13 protein-coding genes are annotated in these 17,131 nt (G+C 46.3%); 8 read left to right on the forward strand and 5 right to left on the reverse strand.

What is annotated here, in order from left to right; genetic code table 11:
• Positions 1-74: 74 nt before the first annotated feature.
• The gene (locus AC787_RS21795) at positions 75-2,375 is read right to left on the reverse strand and encodes a helix-turn-helix domain-containing protein (protein WP_054026710.1); all 2,301 of its coding nucleotides are present in this window, start codon (positions 2,373-2,375) and stop codon (positions 75-77) included.
• A 136-nt stretch (positions 2,376-2,511) separates the two neighbouring features.
• On the opposite strand from AC787_RS21795, the gene AC787_RS21800 reads away from it, so the two are divergent.
• From AC787_RS21800 to AC787_RS21825, 6 genes are read left to right on the forward strand one after another with little or no spacing between them, the layout of a single operon-like run.
• Positions 2,512-3,897, forward strand: coding sequence for an alpha-L-fucosidase (locus AC787_RS21800; protein ID WP_054026711.1), 1,386 nt, complete (start codon positions 2,512-2,514; stop codon positions 3,895-3,897).
• Positions 3,898-3,916: 19 nt separating this feature from the next.
• Positions 3,917-5,203, forward strand: coding sequence for an alpha-L-fucosidase (locus AC787_RS21805; RefSeq protein ID WP_054026712.1), 1,287 nt, complete (start codon positions 3,917-3,919; stop codon positions 5,201-5,203).
• 33 nt (positions 5,204-5,236) lie between these two features.
• Positions 5,237-6,136 (forward strand): sugar phosphate isomerase/epimerase family protein, encoded by a 900-nt coding sequence (locus tag AC787_RS21810; RefSeq protein WP_054026713.1) that lies wholly within the window; start codon positions 5,237-5,239, stop codon positions 6,134-6,136.
• Positions 6,133-7,158: a carbohydrate-binding family 9-like protein gene (locus AC787_RS21815; protein ID WP_054026714.1), complete on the forward strand. Its 1,026-nt coding sequence runs from the start codon at positions 6,133-6,135 to the stop codon at positions 7,156-7,158. The genes AC787_RS21810 and AC787_RS21815 overlap by 4 nt, the downstream gene beginning before the upstream one ends.
• Before the next feature lie 6 nt (positions 7,159-7,164).
• Positions 7,165-9,804: a transglutaminase domain-containing protein gene (locus tag AC787_RS21820; RefSeq protein ID WP_054026715.1), complete on the forward strand. Its 2,640-nt coding sequence runs from the start codon at positions 7,165-7,167 to the stop codon at positions 9,802-9,804.
• A complete protein-coding gene (locus AC787_RS21825) occupies positions 9,804-10,841 on the forward strand; it encodes a glycoside hydrolase family 18 protein (protein WP_054026716.1) in 1,038 nt (345 codons plus the stop codon). The genes AC787_RS21820 and AC787_RS21825 overlap by 1 nt, the downstream gene beginning before the upstream one ends.
• A gap of 115 nt (positions 10,842-10,956) precedes the next feature.
• Here AC787_RS21825 and AC787_RS21830 read toward each other — a convergent pair whose 3' ends face one another.
• The 4 genes from AC787_RS21830 to AC787_RS21845 all read right to left on the reverse strand — a co-directional run bounded on the left by AC787_RS21830 (position 10,957) and on the right by AC787_RS21845 (position 13,518).
• Positions 10,957-11,853 (reverse strand): hypothetical protein, encoded by an 897-nt coding sequence (locus AC787_RS21830; protein ID WP_054026717.1) that lies wholly within the window; start codon positions 11,851-11,853, stop codon positions 10,957-10,959.
• A complete protein-coding gene (locus AC787_RS21835) occupies positions 11,853-12,686 on the reverse strand; it encodes a Ku protein (RefSeq protein ID WP_082360902.1) in 834 nt (277 codons plus the stop codon). Before AC787_RS21835 ends, AC787_RS21830 begins: the two co-directional genes overlap by 1 nt.
• Positions 12,687-12,832: 146 nt before the next feature.
• Positions 12,833-13,141: a hypothetical protein gene (locus AC787_RS21840; RefSeq protein ID WP_054026718.1), complete on the reverse strand. Its 309-nt coding sequence runs from the start codon at positions 13,139-13,141 to the stop codon at positions 12,833-12,835.
• A gap of 152 nt (positions 13,142-13,293) precedes the next feature.
• Complete coding sequence (locus AC787_RS21845) at positions 13,294-13,518, reverse strand: hypothetical protein (protein WP_054026719.1); 225 nt, start codon at positions 13,516-13,518, stop codon at positions 13,294-13,296.
• A 106-nt stretch (positions 13,519-13,624) separates the two neighbouring features.
• Here AC787_RS21845 and AC787_RS21850 point away from each other — a divergent pair, with 106 nt between their 5' ends.
• Both AC787_RS21850 and AC787_RS21855 read left to right on the forward strand, forming a co-directional pair.
• Positions 13,625-15,544, forward strand: a complete 1,920-nt coding sequence (locus AC787_RS21850) for a sensor histidine kinase (RefSeq protein WP_321166139.1) — start codon at positions 13,625-13,627, stop codon at positions 15,542-15,544.
• Complete coding sequence (locus tag AC787_RS21855; RefSeq protein WP_054026720.1) at positions 15,537-17,057, forward strand: response regulator transcription factor; 1,521 nt, start codon at positions 15,537-15,539, stop codon at positions 17,055-17,057. The genes AC787_RS21850 and AC787_RS21855 overlap by 8 nt, the downstream gene beginning before the upstream one ends.
• The last annotated feature ends 74 nt before the right edge of the window (positions 17,058-17,131 follow it).

A 17,131-nucleotide genomic window follows, 5' to 3' on the forward strand; every position in this document is an offset into this window, starting at 1 on the left:
AATAAACCAACAAGCGCATGAATCCAGAAACAGCAAAAACCCGGTCATGCGAGATGATGACCGGGTTTTGTCTATTATTCATCATCCGAATCGGACACCAATTGCGCCTGTTCGTTCTCCCAGAACAGCTTACGGTATTGACCAGGCGTATGTCCGGTTTCTTTCTTAAACTTGCGGATAAAGTTAGGCGTATCCAAATAACCGACCTGAATAATGATGTCCTTAAGCGGAGCATTTGTCGTTTTTAAATGATGCATAACTTCTTCCATTCTTTTTTGCCAAATATATTGGATGAAGTTAAGGCCCATCTTTTCCTTGAATGAACGACTCACATGCGATGGCGAAATGCCATACTCATAGGCTATCGTTTCTAGACTGAGCGTATTATCTCTAAAGTGCTCATCGATATAGGAAACGATCCGATCGATCTGTGATTGCTCTTCCTTCTGATTGTTGCGCTCCACTTGATTGCAGATTCGGGAGGCGAGATTCAGAAAGCCAGTCTCGATTTCATCCAAGGAATGGCTGTAAATCATATTTGGAGCCATTTCTTGTGTTAAATTATGAATGCCAAGCTCAGATGCGGTTTTCAGCATCGTATTCAAAATGTCAAAGCATATACAGCGCTTGAGCAAAGCGGACAATTCAGATGATTGCAGGCTGCGGATAGACGGACTAATGATTTGTGCAGCTACATCATAGCTTCCTAGCTTCAGACTCTGAGAGAGCTTGAGGAGTGAGTTATTCGGTATCCAGAATGTGTGATCCGGCGTATAGAGCAGCTTCTCGAAATAATTGACGGTGCCATGGCCGCTAGATGATCGCAATTCAAACGCTGAGCAAGCTTCAATAAAGGACTGATTCAGCTGGTCTGGGCTTGAATAACAGGTTCCAACGCCAATGGTAGGTGTGACATCGAATGTCTCTAGCATATTGCAGCGAACCGCCTCAGCAATATGACGAACAGGAGCGAATTCCTGCTCCGTTTGGTTCATATTAAAGCTGATAATTAGCGCGAGTTGATCCAGTTGAGGGAGCTCTACGCCATAGGCATGTGCATCAAGCTCTGGGAATTCGATCTGGGAGAGCAACTCAATCATTTCTTGCCGTTCCTGTCGTTCTTCCTGCGTATCATCCATTTCTCCCCATCCTATCACCATAACAAAGTGATGAGTGCGGTCGAAATGAAGGTCAAAAGCTTCTTGAATCTCTGGCGCAAGACTTTGCGCATTCCCGTATTTAAGCAGCATAGACAGAAAGTGATTGCGGGCATATGGCTCTTGTAGATCGACTCGCGAGCTATATTCCTGCAGCGCTGTTCGAATTCGATCAAGTTCATTGCCGGTTGCGGTAGAGTTGTCTTCTGTATGCTTTGGTTTGAATTTAGAATTTGCGAACTCAACCAGCGTAGAGATCGGCTGGTATTGCATTCTAGCCAGCAAGAGAGCAATTGCAGCACCGACAATAACGACGATGATGAATAACATCACGATGAAGCTGCGGACATGCACAACGCTGCTGAAAAATTGTGCGCTCGGCATGACGGTCACATACGTCCATCCGTTGTTCTCTGATTTTACAGATACGATGGAGTGCGGTTTGCCATTTAATGTTTTGTTGTGAATGCCAGGCGCGAGGTCAAATAAGGACTTCGCTTCCGCATTCGATAAGGCTTCACCTTGTCGATTGTCTACAAGAATTTGACCTTGGTTATCGAGAATATAGGTTAACCCTTGGTATTTGCCTAGAATGGAATCGATTAAACTCGTAAGCTCCGATTCCTTGATCAGATACATCACCGTTCCGTGAGGATTAGGATTAAAGGGTGTGATCGGAACAAGATAAGCGAGCATGGATTCCTGCAAATGGGTGTTGCGAACAACTGAATCGGCTGGACGCATTGTTGGAAATTTAACGTTGTTCAAGTCTTGGAAAACGCTTTCCTTATTCCAATTGGAGAATTTGAAGCTATCATCAAATACGTCCATGCTGGACAGACCCTTCGCAGAATAAATATTTTCATCCTTGTGAAAATACAAGAACATTTCGCCAATGATAGAGCTGGTTGCTTTGTATTGATCCAATGCTTGAATGGCTTCACCGCTGTAATAAGAATCATGAACCCGAAACGGTGTCAGTCTCTTGTCATAGGCGACGCGTGAAGCAATTTCACTTAACTCCTTCATCCGGCCATCAATGATGACTTTGGTTTGCGTTAGCTGACTGAGACGGGATTGTTCAATCTCCGAACGAAGATTGGTAACAGCGTTTTGATAGATGAATATAGTCATAAGTACTAATGGGATAAGCAATATGAACAAATAGGACCAGATGTACTTTAAAAACAGTTTGGATTTGAAGTAGTTTAGTTTCATATATTTTTGCCCCCTATGATCTACCTGCTCATTTCATCGCTTCTAATCATAGCAACAAATTTACAATTTGGACATAGCGCATAAGAATGCAATATATGTTCATTTTACGATAGGTCAATTACATTGGAGGTAAACCATGAGCGAAATAAAGATAACAGAAGAACTTGAGCAAGTAGTTGAACAAGGTGTTCACAACTATAGCAGTGAAGAGCAGTGGGTAAAGCCGGAGGAGCCTCTTCTGCTAGAGCGGCTTGAGTGGTTCAAGGATCAGAAGCTGGGTCTTATGATGCACTGGGGGCCATATTCTCAGTTAGGCGTGGTTGAATCATGGGCACTTAGTGACAAGGATGAGGAATGGTCACGCGATGGCATTGATTGGGATGTTGACGCTGAGGAATTGAAGCGGCAGTACTTCGGGTTAAACAAAACATTTAATCCACTCCGCTTCCAGCCTGAGCTATGGGCAGATCTGGCAGCAGAAAATGGCTTCAAATATTTAAACTTCACGACCAAGCACCATGATGGCTTCTGCATGTGGGATACCCATACAACTGATTACCGGATAACAAGCCAGGACTGTCCCTTCCATACGCACAAATACGCTGATATTTGCAAGCAGCTGTTTGATGCGTTTCGGGCAAAGGGGTTAGCCATATCCGCTTACTTCTCGAAGGCTGATTGGCATACGCCATACTACTGGGCACCAGGAATGGAGCGCGGGACGTTTACGTCGCGAGGGCCTTCTTATGATCCGAAGCAATATCCACATTTATGGGAGCAATTTGTTCAATTCACCCATGCGCAAATTATGGAGTTGATGACGAAATATGGCCGTATCGATATGTTATGGCTCGATGCAGGGTGGGTTAATGATTACCGCGACCAAAATATTAGATTAGGCGAGGTGGTTGAGAAGGCGCGGGAATTCCAGCCTTGGCTGCTTTCGGCTGACCGTACCGTTGGCGGGCCGTATGAAAATGTCATTACGCCAGAGCAGACATTGCCAGAGCGTCCGCTTAACGTGCCATGGGAGAGCTGTATTACATTAGGCACATCATTCTCCTTCCGTTATGAGGACAAATATAAGACCGTTCGGCAGCTGATTCATTTGCTCGTTGAAATTGTTGCGAAAGGCGGCAATCTTGCTCTGAATGTTGGGCCGCAGCCTGACGGCAGACTTTCTGAAACCGCTATAACCCGTATTAAAGGGATGGGCGAATGGTTGAAGATTTACGGCGAGGCAATCTATGGAACACGAATTTGTGAGCCTTTCTCCGCAGACAATTGCCATTTTACGAGAAAAGGCGATACGATTTACGCTTTCTATATGTACAAAGATGAGAAAGAAGTTGTGAAAGAGGAATTGTACCTCCCTGTACAGAAGTCTTTCAGCCAGATCGATCTCGTTGGTGGACAAGACAATTTGCAGTATAGCCGAACGGAAAACGGCATTATTGTTCGTTTACCAGTGAATGAATGCTCAGATCAAGCACCGATAGCGCATGTATTTCGGATTCAATAATCGAAAGGGGTAACCTACTATGCAGCAATGGTTCAAGGAAGCTAAACTAGGTATTTTTATTCATTATGGTATTTATGCTGTGGATGGTGTCTCGGAGTCATGGTCCTTCTATAACGGAAGAATGAGTTACGAGGATTATATGAAACAATTGGACGGTTTCACGGCATCGAAGTTCGATGCGGACAAATGGGCTGATTTGATCGAACAATCGGGAGCGAAATACGCTGTTCTTACAACGAAGCACCATGACGGGGTAGCCTTGTTTGACACACAGTACAGCGACCTGAGCGTAGTGAAGAAAACACCGGCAAAGCGGGATCTGATTAAAGAATATGCCGAGGCCGTTACGAAAAGAGGGATTCGCCTTGGGATGTATTATTCGCTCATCGACTGGTCGCATCCCGATTATCCATCTGTTTTTGAAGGCGGCAAGGTGCCGGATGACTTGAGCAAAGTTAACAAATTTTCGAGCCCGGTTGACGGTGTTCAGGATGAAGAAAAATGGAATGCCTTTCTGAAGTTTAACAATGATCAACTGAGAGAGATTTTAACGAATTATGGGAAGGTTGATCTGCTCTGGTTCGATGGCGATTGGGAACGAAGCGCTGAGCAGTGGAATTTACCCGAGTTCAAGCAGTATCTTCAATCGTTTAATCCGGACATTATGATCAACTCGCGCCTGCAAGGTCACGGGGATTACAAGACGCCGGAGCAAGGAATTCCGATTACACGGCCGGAGGGTCCTTGGGAATTTTGCACGACCATTAATAGTTCATGGGGCTATGTGCCGACGGACGATAAATATAAATCATTAAATCAAATCATTCGAATGTTCTGCGATTGCATCACTTTAGGCGGCAATATGCTGCTTGATATCGGGCCTATGGAAGATGGAACGATAGATAAGAGACAGGAGCATATTTTACTCGGACTAGGTGATTGGATTCGAACGCACGAAGAAGCGGTGTTTGGAACGGATGAAGGCATCATGACCCGTTATTATTTGGGTGGCAGCACGATATCGAGAGATAAAAAAACGCTGTATCTCTTTGTGTATGATGATCCGAAAGAAAATGTGTGCCTGAAAGGATTATGCAATCCTATTAAAAAAATTACGGTGCTCCATTCCGGCAAGGAGCTTACGCATGAAATTCATGGCGGAGTGCCGTGGTTCAATATTCCAGGGACGACATGGATTCATCTGACAGCAGAAGACACGCATAATCAAGTGACTGTACTAAAGCTTGAATTTGATGAAGAACTGGATATGTATGGCGGTTCTGGTGCTGTTGTAACGCATAATTAGCCATTAACTTTGCCTGCTGAGGAGGAAGAAACGATGAAAATTGGATTAAGTTCTTATAGCTTATTAAGTGCCATAAAATCGGGTGAGATGAGCATTCTAGATGCGATCTCATGGATAGCGGATAACGGCGGTGAACATATGGAGATTGTTCCATACGGCTATACGTTAGTGGACAACCCTGAGCTGGCGGATGCTGTCCGTGAGAAAGCGAAGGAGGTTGGCATTGCGCTTTCCAACTATTCAATGCCGGCAAACTTCGTTCAGGATACGGAGCAACTGTTTGAAGAGGAAGTGGCCAGAGTAAAGCTGCATGTTGATCTTGTGCACCGGCTTGGCATGAATCATTTGCGGCATGACGTTACCGCCTTCACTATTCCACAAGAGAAGATGACGATTCAGTGGTTCGAGGAGCATCTGCATCTCATGGTGAAGGGAAGTCAGCTCATCGCGGACTATGCAGCGCAATATGGCATAACAACGACGATAGAAAATCACGGGTTCAGCGTACAATCCAGCGACCGCGTTCAGCGTGTTCTTCATGCGGTAGACCGTCCGAATTTCAAGACGACACTCGATATCGGCAACTTCATGTGCGTGGATGAGAATTCGATTATCGGCGTTAAGAAAAACTTGCCTTACGCATCACTTATTCATTTCAAGGATTTCTATTTCCGTCCGTATGATCAGCATCCGGGCGATGGTGATTGGTTTTTGACTTCCAACGGGAACTATTTGCGCGGGGCGATTGTTGGACAAGGGGATATTGAGATCCGCAAAATCGTTAAGCTCATCAAGGAATCGGGCTACGATGGTTATATGACCATCGAATTTGAAGGCATGGAAGAATGCAAATCCGCCTCCCGCATCGCAATGGACAACTTGCGCCGTTTCTGGAATGAATGTGTGCTTGATTCAAACGGAGGGATAACATGAATCTAGGCGGATTGCAGGAGCCGAACATCGAGTATGCTCCGAAACATTATATTTGCCGTCGCGCGACAGAGCCGCTTGTTCTCGACGGGCGTGTCGATAAGCCGTTCTGGGCAGCGGCGGACTGGACAGACGATTTTGTTGATATCGAAGGCGATCTTCGTCCAAAACCTGCTAAGCAGACCCGCGTAAAAATGATGTGGGATGAAGACTATTTTTATTTCGCTGCGGAACTGATTGAAGATCAGATTTGGGCGACATTGACGGAACGGGATTCGGTTATTTTTTATGATAATGATTTTGAAATTTTCATCGATCCGGACGGAGACAGTCATAACTACTACGAGTTCGAAATCAATGCGCTCAACACGGTGTGGGACCTGCTGCTAGTTAAGCCATATCGTGACGGAGGTCCTCCGGTTAATGGCTGGGATATTAGCGGGCTTAAGACGGCAGTTCATATTGATGGAGAGCTGAACAAGCCGGAAGCAGTGAATCGGAAATGGAGCATTGAGGTAGCTATGCCTTGGAAAAGCTTACGGGAATGCGCAACAGACGGCAGAGCTCCAGCGAATGGCGAGTTTTGGCGCGTCAATTTCTCTCGTGTTGAATGGCGCGTAGAAGTGAAAGATGACGAATACCGCAAGATCATCAACCCGGACACAGGAAAATCATATCCAGAGGATAACTGGGTTTGGTCGCCTATGGGTCTTATTAATATGCACTATCCTGAGCTATGGGGTTATGTCGTGTTCGCAGGAGAAGACGGTCCGAAATTGTTCGAGCAGCCGCCGGATGAACGCATAAAGTGGGAGCTGCGCAAGCTCTATTACCGTGAGCGCAATTACTTTGCCACTCACGGTGTATTTACTGCGGATGCAGAAGCATTGATGAGTGACGGAGAGCAGTGGAGCGTAACCCCTGTCATTGAAACGACCCGCTCCATGTTTCAAATTACAACGCCGTCTAGCGACGGGAAGTCCAGCTTTTGCATTAGAGAAGACGGAAAGCTATGGAAGGAGTGAGTACGAATGACAAAACAAACCTCTGTATTCTCATTAGAGCAAACATCGATGGAGCTGATTGAACATAAGTTTCGTGAGAAGCAGCAGCTCGCTAAGGCGAGAGAGCGTGATTTGTTCGATATATTTCAGAAGCAGCTGACTGAAGAAGAGACATGGGCGCTCAAATATTTGTTCGCTTATATGCCAGTAAACGATATGGCTGACTATGACGGTTCATTATTTCTAAACCATGTGCGGCAAACGTTGGACATTCGGGGGCGGGTGCCTTGGGGAGACCTTGTTCCGGATCATCTCTTTCTGCATTTCGTATTGCCATACCGCGTGAATACGGAGGATATCGAGGATTCACGCGGTATTCTGTACAGTGAGCTAGCGGATCGAACGGCGCATTTGTCGATGGCCGATGCGATTCTTGAGACGAATTACTGGTGCCATGAGAAAGCCAACTACATTGGAAGTGATTTGCGGACGATCTCGCCGCTGACGATGATGCGAAATGCTCGGGGCCGGTGTGGCGAGGAATCAACGCTTGCGGTTGCAGCACTTCGGAGTATTGGCATTCCTGCCCGCCAAGTGTACACCCCGCGCTGGGCGCATTGTGATGATAACCACGCATGGGTGGAAGCATGGGCTGATGGACAGTGGCGCTATATTGGCGCTTGCGAGCCGGAAGCTCGCCTTGATCAAGGCTGGTTCACTCCCCCTGCCCGCCGGGCGATGTTGATCAATACTCGGGTTTTCGCGAATTATCCGGGCCCTGAGGACATCACGCTCGCCGATAAATGGTTTACAGAAATCAATTTGTTGGAAGGTTATGCGCCTACTCAGCACATCACCGTTGTTGTGAAGGATGAGCTAAGCCAGCCAGTCAGCGGTGCAGATGTTTATTTTGAGCTGTACAATATGGCTGAATTTTATCCGATTGCTGCACTGAAGACGAATGATCAGGGAGAGGCTTCGTTCAAGACCGGCTTTGGTGATCTGATGATCCGTGCAGTAAAGGATGGCCGATGGGGAGAAGAAAAGATTACGGTTGGTCATAGCGAGCACTTTGAAGTAGTTCTGGATCAAGTGCAGCAGCCTGATGGGATAAGAGACTTCGATATGGTTCCACCGCCTGAACGTAATGGTGAAGCTCTCGATCCGCTTCCCGAGGAGAAGATTCAGCGGCATAATAGCCGCCTCGAGGAAGGTACGAACATCCGAAGTAACTATGAGCATACATTTCTGAACGAAGAGCAAGCGTCGGATATTGCCAAGGCTGCTGGCCTTCCTGAGGAGCGGGTGTGGGAAGTGCTGCGCAAAGCGCGCGGGAATAGCCGCGAGATAGCAGCGTTCTTGCAGGAACGCTCCTCCAAATATGGAGAATGGCCGCTTAGGCTGCTGGAGAGCTTGAACGAGAAGGATCTTTCCGATACGTTCCGCCATGCGCTTGACGATCATTTGATTGGCTCGCTATCACAGCGCGGTGAGCTTCCGGAAGAAATATTCTCACGGTATGTTCTTTGTCCACGAGTATTATATGAAATGATCGTGCCTTATAAGCATTATTTCCAAGAGATATTCACCGAAGCAGAGTTAGTATCGTTCCGGAAAGATGCTTCTGAGCTCGTTCGCAGACTGGATGCTGAGTGGGATGTCTGGGAAGACCTCCCCAATCTGAAGGGAAGGGGCAACCCGATTGGCACCTTCAAGATCAAGAAGGGGGATCAGGTTTCTCTCGATATTTTGTTTGTGGCGATTTGCCGCAGCCTTGGCATTCCAGCACGCTTGCATCCGAGTGAGGAGAAGCCGCAATATATGGCGGATGGCATCTGGCAGGATGCGTTATTTACGCATCGGTCGATGCTGCAATTGAAGCAGAAGGAGAACGGGACTTTGCTGCTCCTTAGGGATAGCGAGTCATCCGTAGAAGCTCCGGCAGCTTCGTACTCTGAGAATTTTACGTTCGCCCGGCTGGAGAGCGGCTTGTATAAAACGCTGGTCTATCCCCATGGGAAATCGGATGTATACGATGAGCCGTTCGAGTTGGAACAAGGCAGCTACCGATTGACCGCAGGTACACGTCTTAAGGATGGTACCACTCGCGTACGCTTTACGTATTTCGAAGTTCGTGCGGGAGAACAAACAGATATTCCACTGACGTTCCGGAGGACGATGCTCGAGATGCCCGTACTCGGGACATTGAACAGAAACGATACGTTTACGCTGCTGAACGGTTCCGATAAAACGATTGGTGAACTTATCGGCATGAATGGGGCAATTGTCGCTTGGCTGGAGCCTGAACGCGAGCCTACTAAACATTTATTCCGTGAAATAAGCGAGCTGGCAGAGCCGTTGACAGAACTTGGAGCACCAATCGTTCTCGTTGTAGGTGATTCCGAATGGACGGCATCGTTTGATCCTTCCCGTTATCCGGGCCTGCCATCTTGCGCCCTGTTTGTACGAGATTCCACCTACGCGTCTTTACCGAACTTTATAGCTGAACCGCCAGCTAGCGAAGCGGGTTTCCCGCATCTGCTCGTGCTGGATGGCCAAGATCAAATTCGTTATACAGCATCAGGATACAAGATCGGAACCGGGAAAGAAGCATTGCAGATTATAACTAGCATATGGCATCAACCTACGAAACGGAGTGATAAGTAATGACGAGTCGGAAATATATTGTGGCGGGTTATGCTTCAGATTCGAAGCTTCCAGACATGACACGAGAAGATTTGATGAAATTAACTCATTTGAATGTGGCATTTGGCCATGTGCGGGACGATGCGATTACTACGGACCATTTGAAGCATATGGATGTTCTTCGGGAGATCAAACGTGATCATCCAGAGCTTACTATACTATTATCTGTCGGCGGTTGGAGTGCTGGCGGATTTTCCGAAGCGGCATCTACTGTTGAGGGGAGAAACCGTATGGCGGAGTCGGCGGTTCATGTATTGACCCAATATCCATTCGACGGGATCGACCTCGATTGGGAATACCCTTGTTATGGTGAAGCTGGCATCGCGTCGAGTGCTGATGATAAGACAAACTTTACGTTGCTTCTCAAAACCATACGTGAAGCACTGGATCAAAAAGGTGCAAGCGACGGTAGGCATTATTTGCTCACCATTGCAGCAGGTGCTGATCAATATTATGTAGACGGTACGGAGATGGATCAAGCGCAGAAGTACTTGGATTTTGTTCAGCTGATGACGTACGATATGCGCGGTGGGTTTCAAATTTTGACGGGTCATCATACAAATCTGTATACGCCTACCGGGGATTTATTCCGCATCAGTACGGATGCTTCCGTTAATCTCTTTATCCGTGCAGGAGTGCCGAAGGAGAAAATCGTTATTGGCGCGGCGTTCTATACTCGGATTTGGCATGACGTTCCTAATCGTGCGAATGGGCTTCATCAAATGGCTGGAAGCACTGGCGGGTATGGACCTGATTTCACCAAACTTGCAGCGGAATACATCGATAAAAACAATTATGTTCGATATTGGGACGACGAAGCCAAGGCGCCGTACCTCTACGACGGAAGCAGCTTTATCTCCTACGACGACGAACAATCGCTGCAGCACAAATGCGATTACGTTAAGACTAATGATCTTGGCGGCGTGATGTTCTGGGAATACAGCTGCGACGAAACACACCGGCTGCTGAGCGCGATATATGAAGGGCTTAAGGAGTAGAGATGTAAGAAGAGGTTGTCCCTTAAGGTTTATAACCTTTTGAGACAGCCTCGTCTTTTTTTAGGTGGAGGTATCAGACATGTTAGTACAGCTTGCAGCTGTCTGAGCATTAGTGTTAAGGCTTATCGTCTCCCATACCGAAACCAAGTAATTTTGGTTGTCGAAGCAGGCCAGAATCCGTAAACTCTAGCGCGGTCACCCTGCATGGAAAATGTACGGCAAGCCAAACAACGTCTGATTTCTTCATGCCCTGCGAGAGCGAAGGGAAGGGGCAATCCCCCGGATGGTCTTGCATAAACTGGAGCAGCAATTTTTTGGAGGCATTATCTAATCCCGATACATGGCCGATATATTTATTATCATATTGCAGCACGAGGCTGGATACGAGTCCGTCCTTTAATTTCACACCGACAACGTCTGCGACGATCCGCACTTCTTTACGCTTTTTGAACCAATCCTTATGGCCTTTGCCCTCGCTATATGGACTATCCAGACGCTTCGATATGAGGCCTTCCCACTCACGTTCGATAAGCCATTCCCATAGGGACTGTCCGTCATCAAACAAGTCGGTGACAAACAGCCGCGGTGTCTTTTCTGGAAACTTGGCTGCAAGTCTGCTGTACCGATCACGGAAGGAAAGGCTGCGCAAATCCTCGCCGTTATCGTTGAGCATATCAAACATGACGAATAGGAGATCATCTTTGCCTGATCTTTTCTGTACGCCTAGGCGGCTTCGCTGAAAGTTTGGCCGAGTTCCGTCAAAATAGACGATTTCACCATCAAGGATGCAGGGCCCAACACGCAGCGGAGACAAGAGAGCAACGATTTCAGGGAATGTGGTATTTCGCGGCTCTACTCTTTTGGAAAATAGTTCAACACCACCGCTGCCATCTAATCGTGCGAGCGTGCGAACGCCATCCCATTTGATTTGATATCTCCACTCTGGACCTATAGGGATATCGGGCGAAGTGACAGGCGCCATGGGCACCTTCGGCAGTGACATCGTGGTCATTATCCGGCATCCTTCGTTTTTCTAGCGGTGCTCTTCCGTTTTTTTGGAGCAGCTGGCGGTACTTTGGCCGCTTCAAGGGAAGCTTGCAGCGCAGCCATCAAGTCAATTACATTTGTACGGCCAGCAGCTGGAGCTGAAACCATGTCGACGCTTTCACCCGCCATTTTATGCTGAATGGCCTCAAGCATGGCTGCCCGGTAATCGTCGGTATATTTCTCGGGATGAAATGGTTCGGACAGCTGCTCAATGAGCTGTTTGGCCATTTGCAGCTCCTTCTCATTGACATTCGCGAGCTCAGGAAGGTTAGGGACTTCCGTTAGTGGTCGAATTTCATCGGGATAATGCATCGTCTCCATGCATAAACAATTTCCGACGGCTCGAATGGCCGCCAAGCTGCTTTTGCTTCGAATCGATATTTTGGCAATACCGATTTTACCTGTTTGTTTGATTGCCTCAAGCAGCAGCGTATAGGCCCCAGCCCCTGACATGTCAGGGGAGAGGTAATAAGCTTTTTGATAATACAGAGGGTCAATATCCGTTAAGTCTACAAAGTCGAGAATTTGAATAACCCTTGCAGATTCTGGCTTTAAGGCTTCAATCTCCTCTTCGTTAAAGAGAATAAATTTGTCTTTCTCGTATTCAAACCCTTTGGCTATATCCTCAGGTTTAACGGCTTCCTCGCAGTGTGGACAAGTTTTAACATACGAGATAGGCATGCCGCAAACTTTATGTATTTGGCGAAAATGTACATCCTTGTCTTCTGTTGCCGTAAACATTTTCACTGGCACATGAACCAATCCAAAGCTAATCGCACCCTTCCAAACTGTATGCATACAATCCCCACCCTGCTTTTTTTTTCAATAGGATGCTCGCGTTTGGTTAAAGTATACGAGGAATGGACAATCTCACCGTATCAAGCGGAAAGTAAAGAGACCCTCCACAAGCTCATTTGATCTTGTGAAAGGTCTCGCAACTGAAGTTATTTATTGTTGTTTTGCTCGTTTTTTGCAAGCTGCTGCCGCAGCTCAGCATTTTTTGCGGTCAATTGTTTAGCTATAGCCGTCTGCGAAGCTTCAATTCTGGCTACTTCTTCGTTTAATTTCGTAATTTGAGTCATCTTGCTGCTAAGATCGGTGGGGGAAGAGCTCATTTTGATGTTTTTTTGCAGCTGTTTTATTTTAGAGAGAGCTTTCTCTTTTTTGCTTTTATCATTGCTGGCTTGCTTTTGCATTTCAGCGATTTCTCTTTTTAAGCGGCTGATAATGGATGTGGTGAAGCTAATGGACATAAAGGCACCTCATAATCGTATAGTGTTGCATCGCCCCATTTTACTATAAATCGCTCGTTTAAGCGAGAAAGAAAGACCCGGAAGAATGACACCTTAAATCAAGGTGCTCTCCCGGGTGTCCGTTCGTGCAAACGGTTTAGGCTGCTGCTCGTTTATTGATTGAGATCTTGTTTTTGCTCCGGACTGTTCGTTCTGTTCTTGCGATCGGTCGGTCTAAAAAATCGTCCTAGAAGCATAAATAATGGCGAGGTTTCGAGTTCGACAAGATTGAGCATCTCCGCCCAGTTGAAAATGACCAGAAACGGCAGTAATCCAATTGCCAGTATGCCGAATAGCAGTCCGATGGAAACATTTCGAAGCATTTGGCCAAGTGTCATGCTCTCATCTCCAATCTTGCAGATTCTCTCACCTTTACATTATATGCCCCTTCCGAGGCGCCATTCAACCTCTTCATCCAACTGCCTATTATTAAGGAGCATACTTGTGCCAGCAAATCATACTGAAGTATTATTAAACCTTGTACCCCAAATCGTGATCTCCGATCAACCTTTAAAGCAGCGATCATTCACGGGAAAGGAGCTTATTTTGAAGGCTAAAAGCTTATACCGCAACTATGTCAAAAACAATCTTTTCATGAAAATGATTCTGTTGTTCGCATTTATTACAACCGTGACTATCGTAACTTTTTCGTATTTTATGTTTAATGTCATGTCAGAATCGATTGTACGCAATGAGCTTGAAAATCAGAAAAAAGCGATCGATAGCGTAAATAGCTACATGACACGTAAATATGAATCGGTGCAGTCCATCATACTCGATGTATATAGGAATGAAGCTTTATCGCTCCATCTCTCCTACTTTCTTCAAAATCCCTTCGAGGATTACATCAATTATCAATTGGATCAATACGGCTCTTCTGTCAACATCGATATGCCGAAGGGGCTGGATTATTTTGAAAATAAGGTTGAAAATGATTCCGATATCGAGAACCTGCTGTTATACAGCTCGGAGAAACAGTTTTTGTACGCTTACAAGCAGGGGCATGTAACCCGGTTAATATCTACGAATGCCACGCATTCCTATATCCCTGATGCCATGGCGATAGAGGGGAATAAGGTATCGTTGCCCAGCGCCTGGGTACGAACGGCAATTGATCAACAGGAACCAAAGCTATACGCGATACGTGTACCGATTACGGACAAAAATACGTTAAAAAACTTGGGGCAGCTGCTCGTTTACTTCAATTCAGAACAGATTCACAAAGCACTGGAGAGCTATAAGGAGCAATTAAAGGGCTATATTCTTGTACTCGGACCAACAGGAGAAGTTCTCTTCGACTCCTCAGACAACTATTACGGCAAACGTTATCCCTATATCGATAAAATCGATTCCCTGAATGACACAGTGATGCTTGATCAGGAATCTTATGTAAAGATGTCCACTCAAACCGAAGCGGGTTATACGGTAGTTGGAGTAGCGCCGAAGGCAGAGGTTGCTGCTGCGTATCAAGGGCTGAAGCAAACCATTATTTTGATTAGTGTGATTTGTATCATTATGGTGCTGCTCGTGCCGACCTTGGTCGTCATTAATTTTGCGAAACGAACGAATAAGATAATAAGGTTCATGCGCAAGGTCGAGAGTGGCGATTTGTCAGCGCGCATCCAAGACGAGAAAGAAGACGAGCTTGGGCAAATTTCCAGAAGCTTTAACGATATGCTCGGCGAGTTAACCAAGCACATCGACCGGGTATATAAAGCGGAGATTAAGCAAAAGCATACAGAGCTTGCTGCATTGCAGGCAAGAGTAAATCCACATTTCTTATACAATACGCTCGAAGTTATTCGGATGCGGGCTGTATCGCAGGGAGCGAAGGACGTAGGCGAAATGATTTATAGCTTATCGGTGTTATTCAAAAGCTTCGTGCAGCCAAAAGGTGAAAATACGCTCAAGGATGAGCTTGAGACTTCGCGTCTCTATTTGGAGCTGTTTCGGATTCGTTATAAGGACAAGCTTTCTTACGAAATCATTTGTGATGAGAGCTTGGCAAGTAAAAATATCATGCGAATGGCGCTGCAGCCGATTATTGAAAATTACGTCGTGCATGGTCTAGAGGCTCGAAGACCGGATAATCGAGTAACGATAACTGTCCGGCAGGTAGAGGATCACATACAAATTCAGGTGGAGGATAATGGAAGCGGAATTGAGCCTGAACGACTGGAGTGGATTCGTGAGTCGATGGACACTCTGGAGGAAAGCGGCGATTCCTTTGGTCTTCGCAGCGTACACGAGAGACTAAAGCTGCTGTACGGACCGGAATACGGCGTCCAAATTAACAGCGCACTAGGCGTCGGAACGATTGTAACGATCGAATTCCCGGTGCAAGAGGAGGTACAGCATGTATAGAGTATTTCTCGTAGATGACGAGCCATTTATCATTGAAGGCTTGTACGATATTATCGATTGGTCAGCCTTTGGCCTTGAAATTGTAGGTTCAGCGGAAAATGGCCAAGATGCTCTTGAAGCTTTAAAGGAGTCATCGGCAGATATCTTATTGACGGATATTTCAATGCCCGTGATGGACGGCTTAACCTTAATTCGTGAAGCACGACAATTTCGGCCGGATTTGAAGGTCATTATTTTGAGCGGCTTCAACGAATTTGACTATATTAAGTCCGGGCTGAAGCTTGGTGTAGAAAACTATTTGCTTAAGCCGATTAATATCGACGAGCTGCAGGAGACGCTGGCTAATACGATCGACAAATTGAATACGACAAGACCGGACCGATTATTTAGTGATTATGATATTCGCATTCTTAGGGATAATATATTGTATCGCTGGTTAACCGGACGCATTGCGCCGAATGAGCTGATCGAACGAACGGATATGCTGGAAATTCGGTTAGATGCTCCTTATCTTGTTACCGCGATTATTCGGACCGAAAGTCAGTTCGAGCCCTCCTATGAGGCAGTACAGCGGCTTGCCATGGAAGATCCGTCGATGCTGCCGTTTGTGGACATTGATGGTGATTTGGTTATCGTATTTATGCTGGAGGACAAAGAACTGGGTAAGGAAAAAGCGATGAGCACGCTTGAAAACATGCAAAAAAGGTTCGCCCCGAGCCCCATGCGAATTTCACTGGGCAGTGTGGAGGCGGTAGGCGAGGGGGCGCCGCAGAGCTATGCCCATGCGAAAAAGGCCCAAGAATATTTCCTGCTGTCTGACGAACCAGCTATATTGGACTACAGCTCACTGTCGGAGAAGAACAGCATTGAGAATGTAACGCCGCAACCGCTTAATTGGTCTTTATTCTCGAAACTGATTAAGGCTAAGGATCTAGAGCAGCTTCATGCGGCAATCGATGCTGAATTTGAGCATTATCAGACGCTGGATGGTGTAACACCGGAGTATATTCAAAGTATGGCAATCGAGATGATGATACGGTTCAAAATGGAGCTCAAAGAAATTAAGCAAGCGGATCAGCCTGAGCTTTTCAAAGCGGGCTTCACGCAAATCATGCAGGCTGAGACAATTGAAGGTCTAGCCGCGGTCGTCAAAGAAGCAGCCACATTAACGGTGGATTCACTTATGCGCGACGTGAAGAGCCCGATCATTCAGTTGCTGCTAGGCTATGTGCATGAGAACTATGCGCAGGCGCTGTCGCTGAAATCGCTTAGCCAGCAATACAACATTCATCCTGTTTATCTCGGACATTTGTTTCAGAAGGAGACGAACGAAACCTTTACCGAGTACATAAACAAATATCGAATTGGCAAGGCTAAGGAAATGTTGAAGGAAACGCAGCTGAAGGTGCAGGAAATTGCGCTTCAGGTTGGCTACTGGGAGACCGGCTATTTCTACAAGCAATTTAAGAAATATGTTGGCATTTCACCTACTGATTACAAAGGACTACTCTAATGCATGATAGAGAAGTCCTTTCTTTCTTTAATTTGTACACCATACCTTTAATTTGTTCCCTATTTGAAAACCGT

This window comes from Bacillus sp. FJAT-28004 (genome assembly GCF_001280845.1).
In the GTDB taxonomy this organism is placed as follows: Bacteria; Bacillota; Bacilli; order Paenibacillales; family Paenibacillaceae; genus Pristimantibacillus.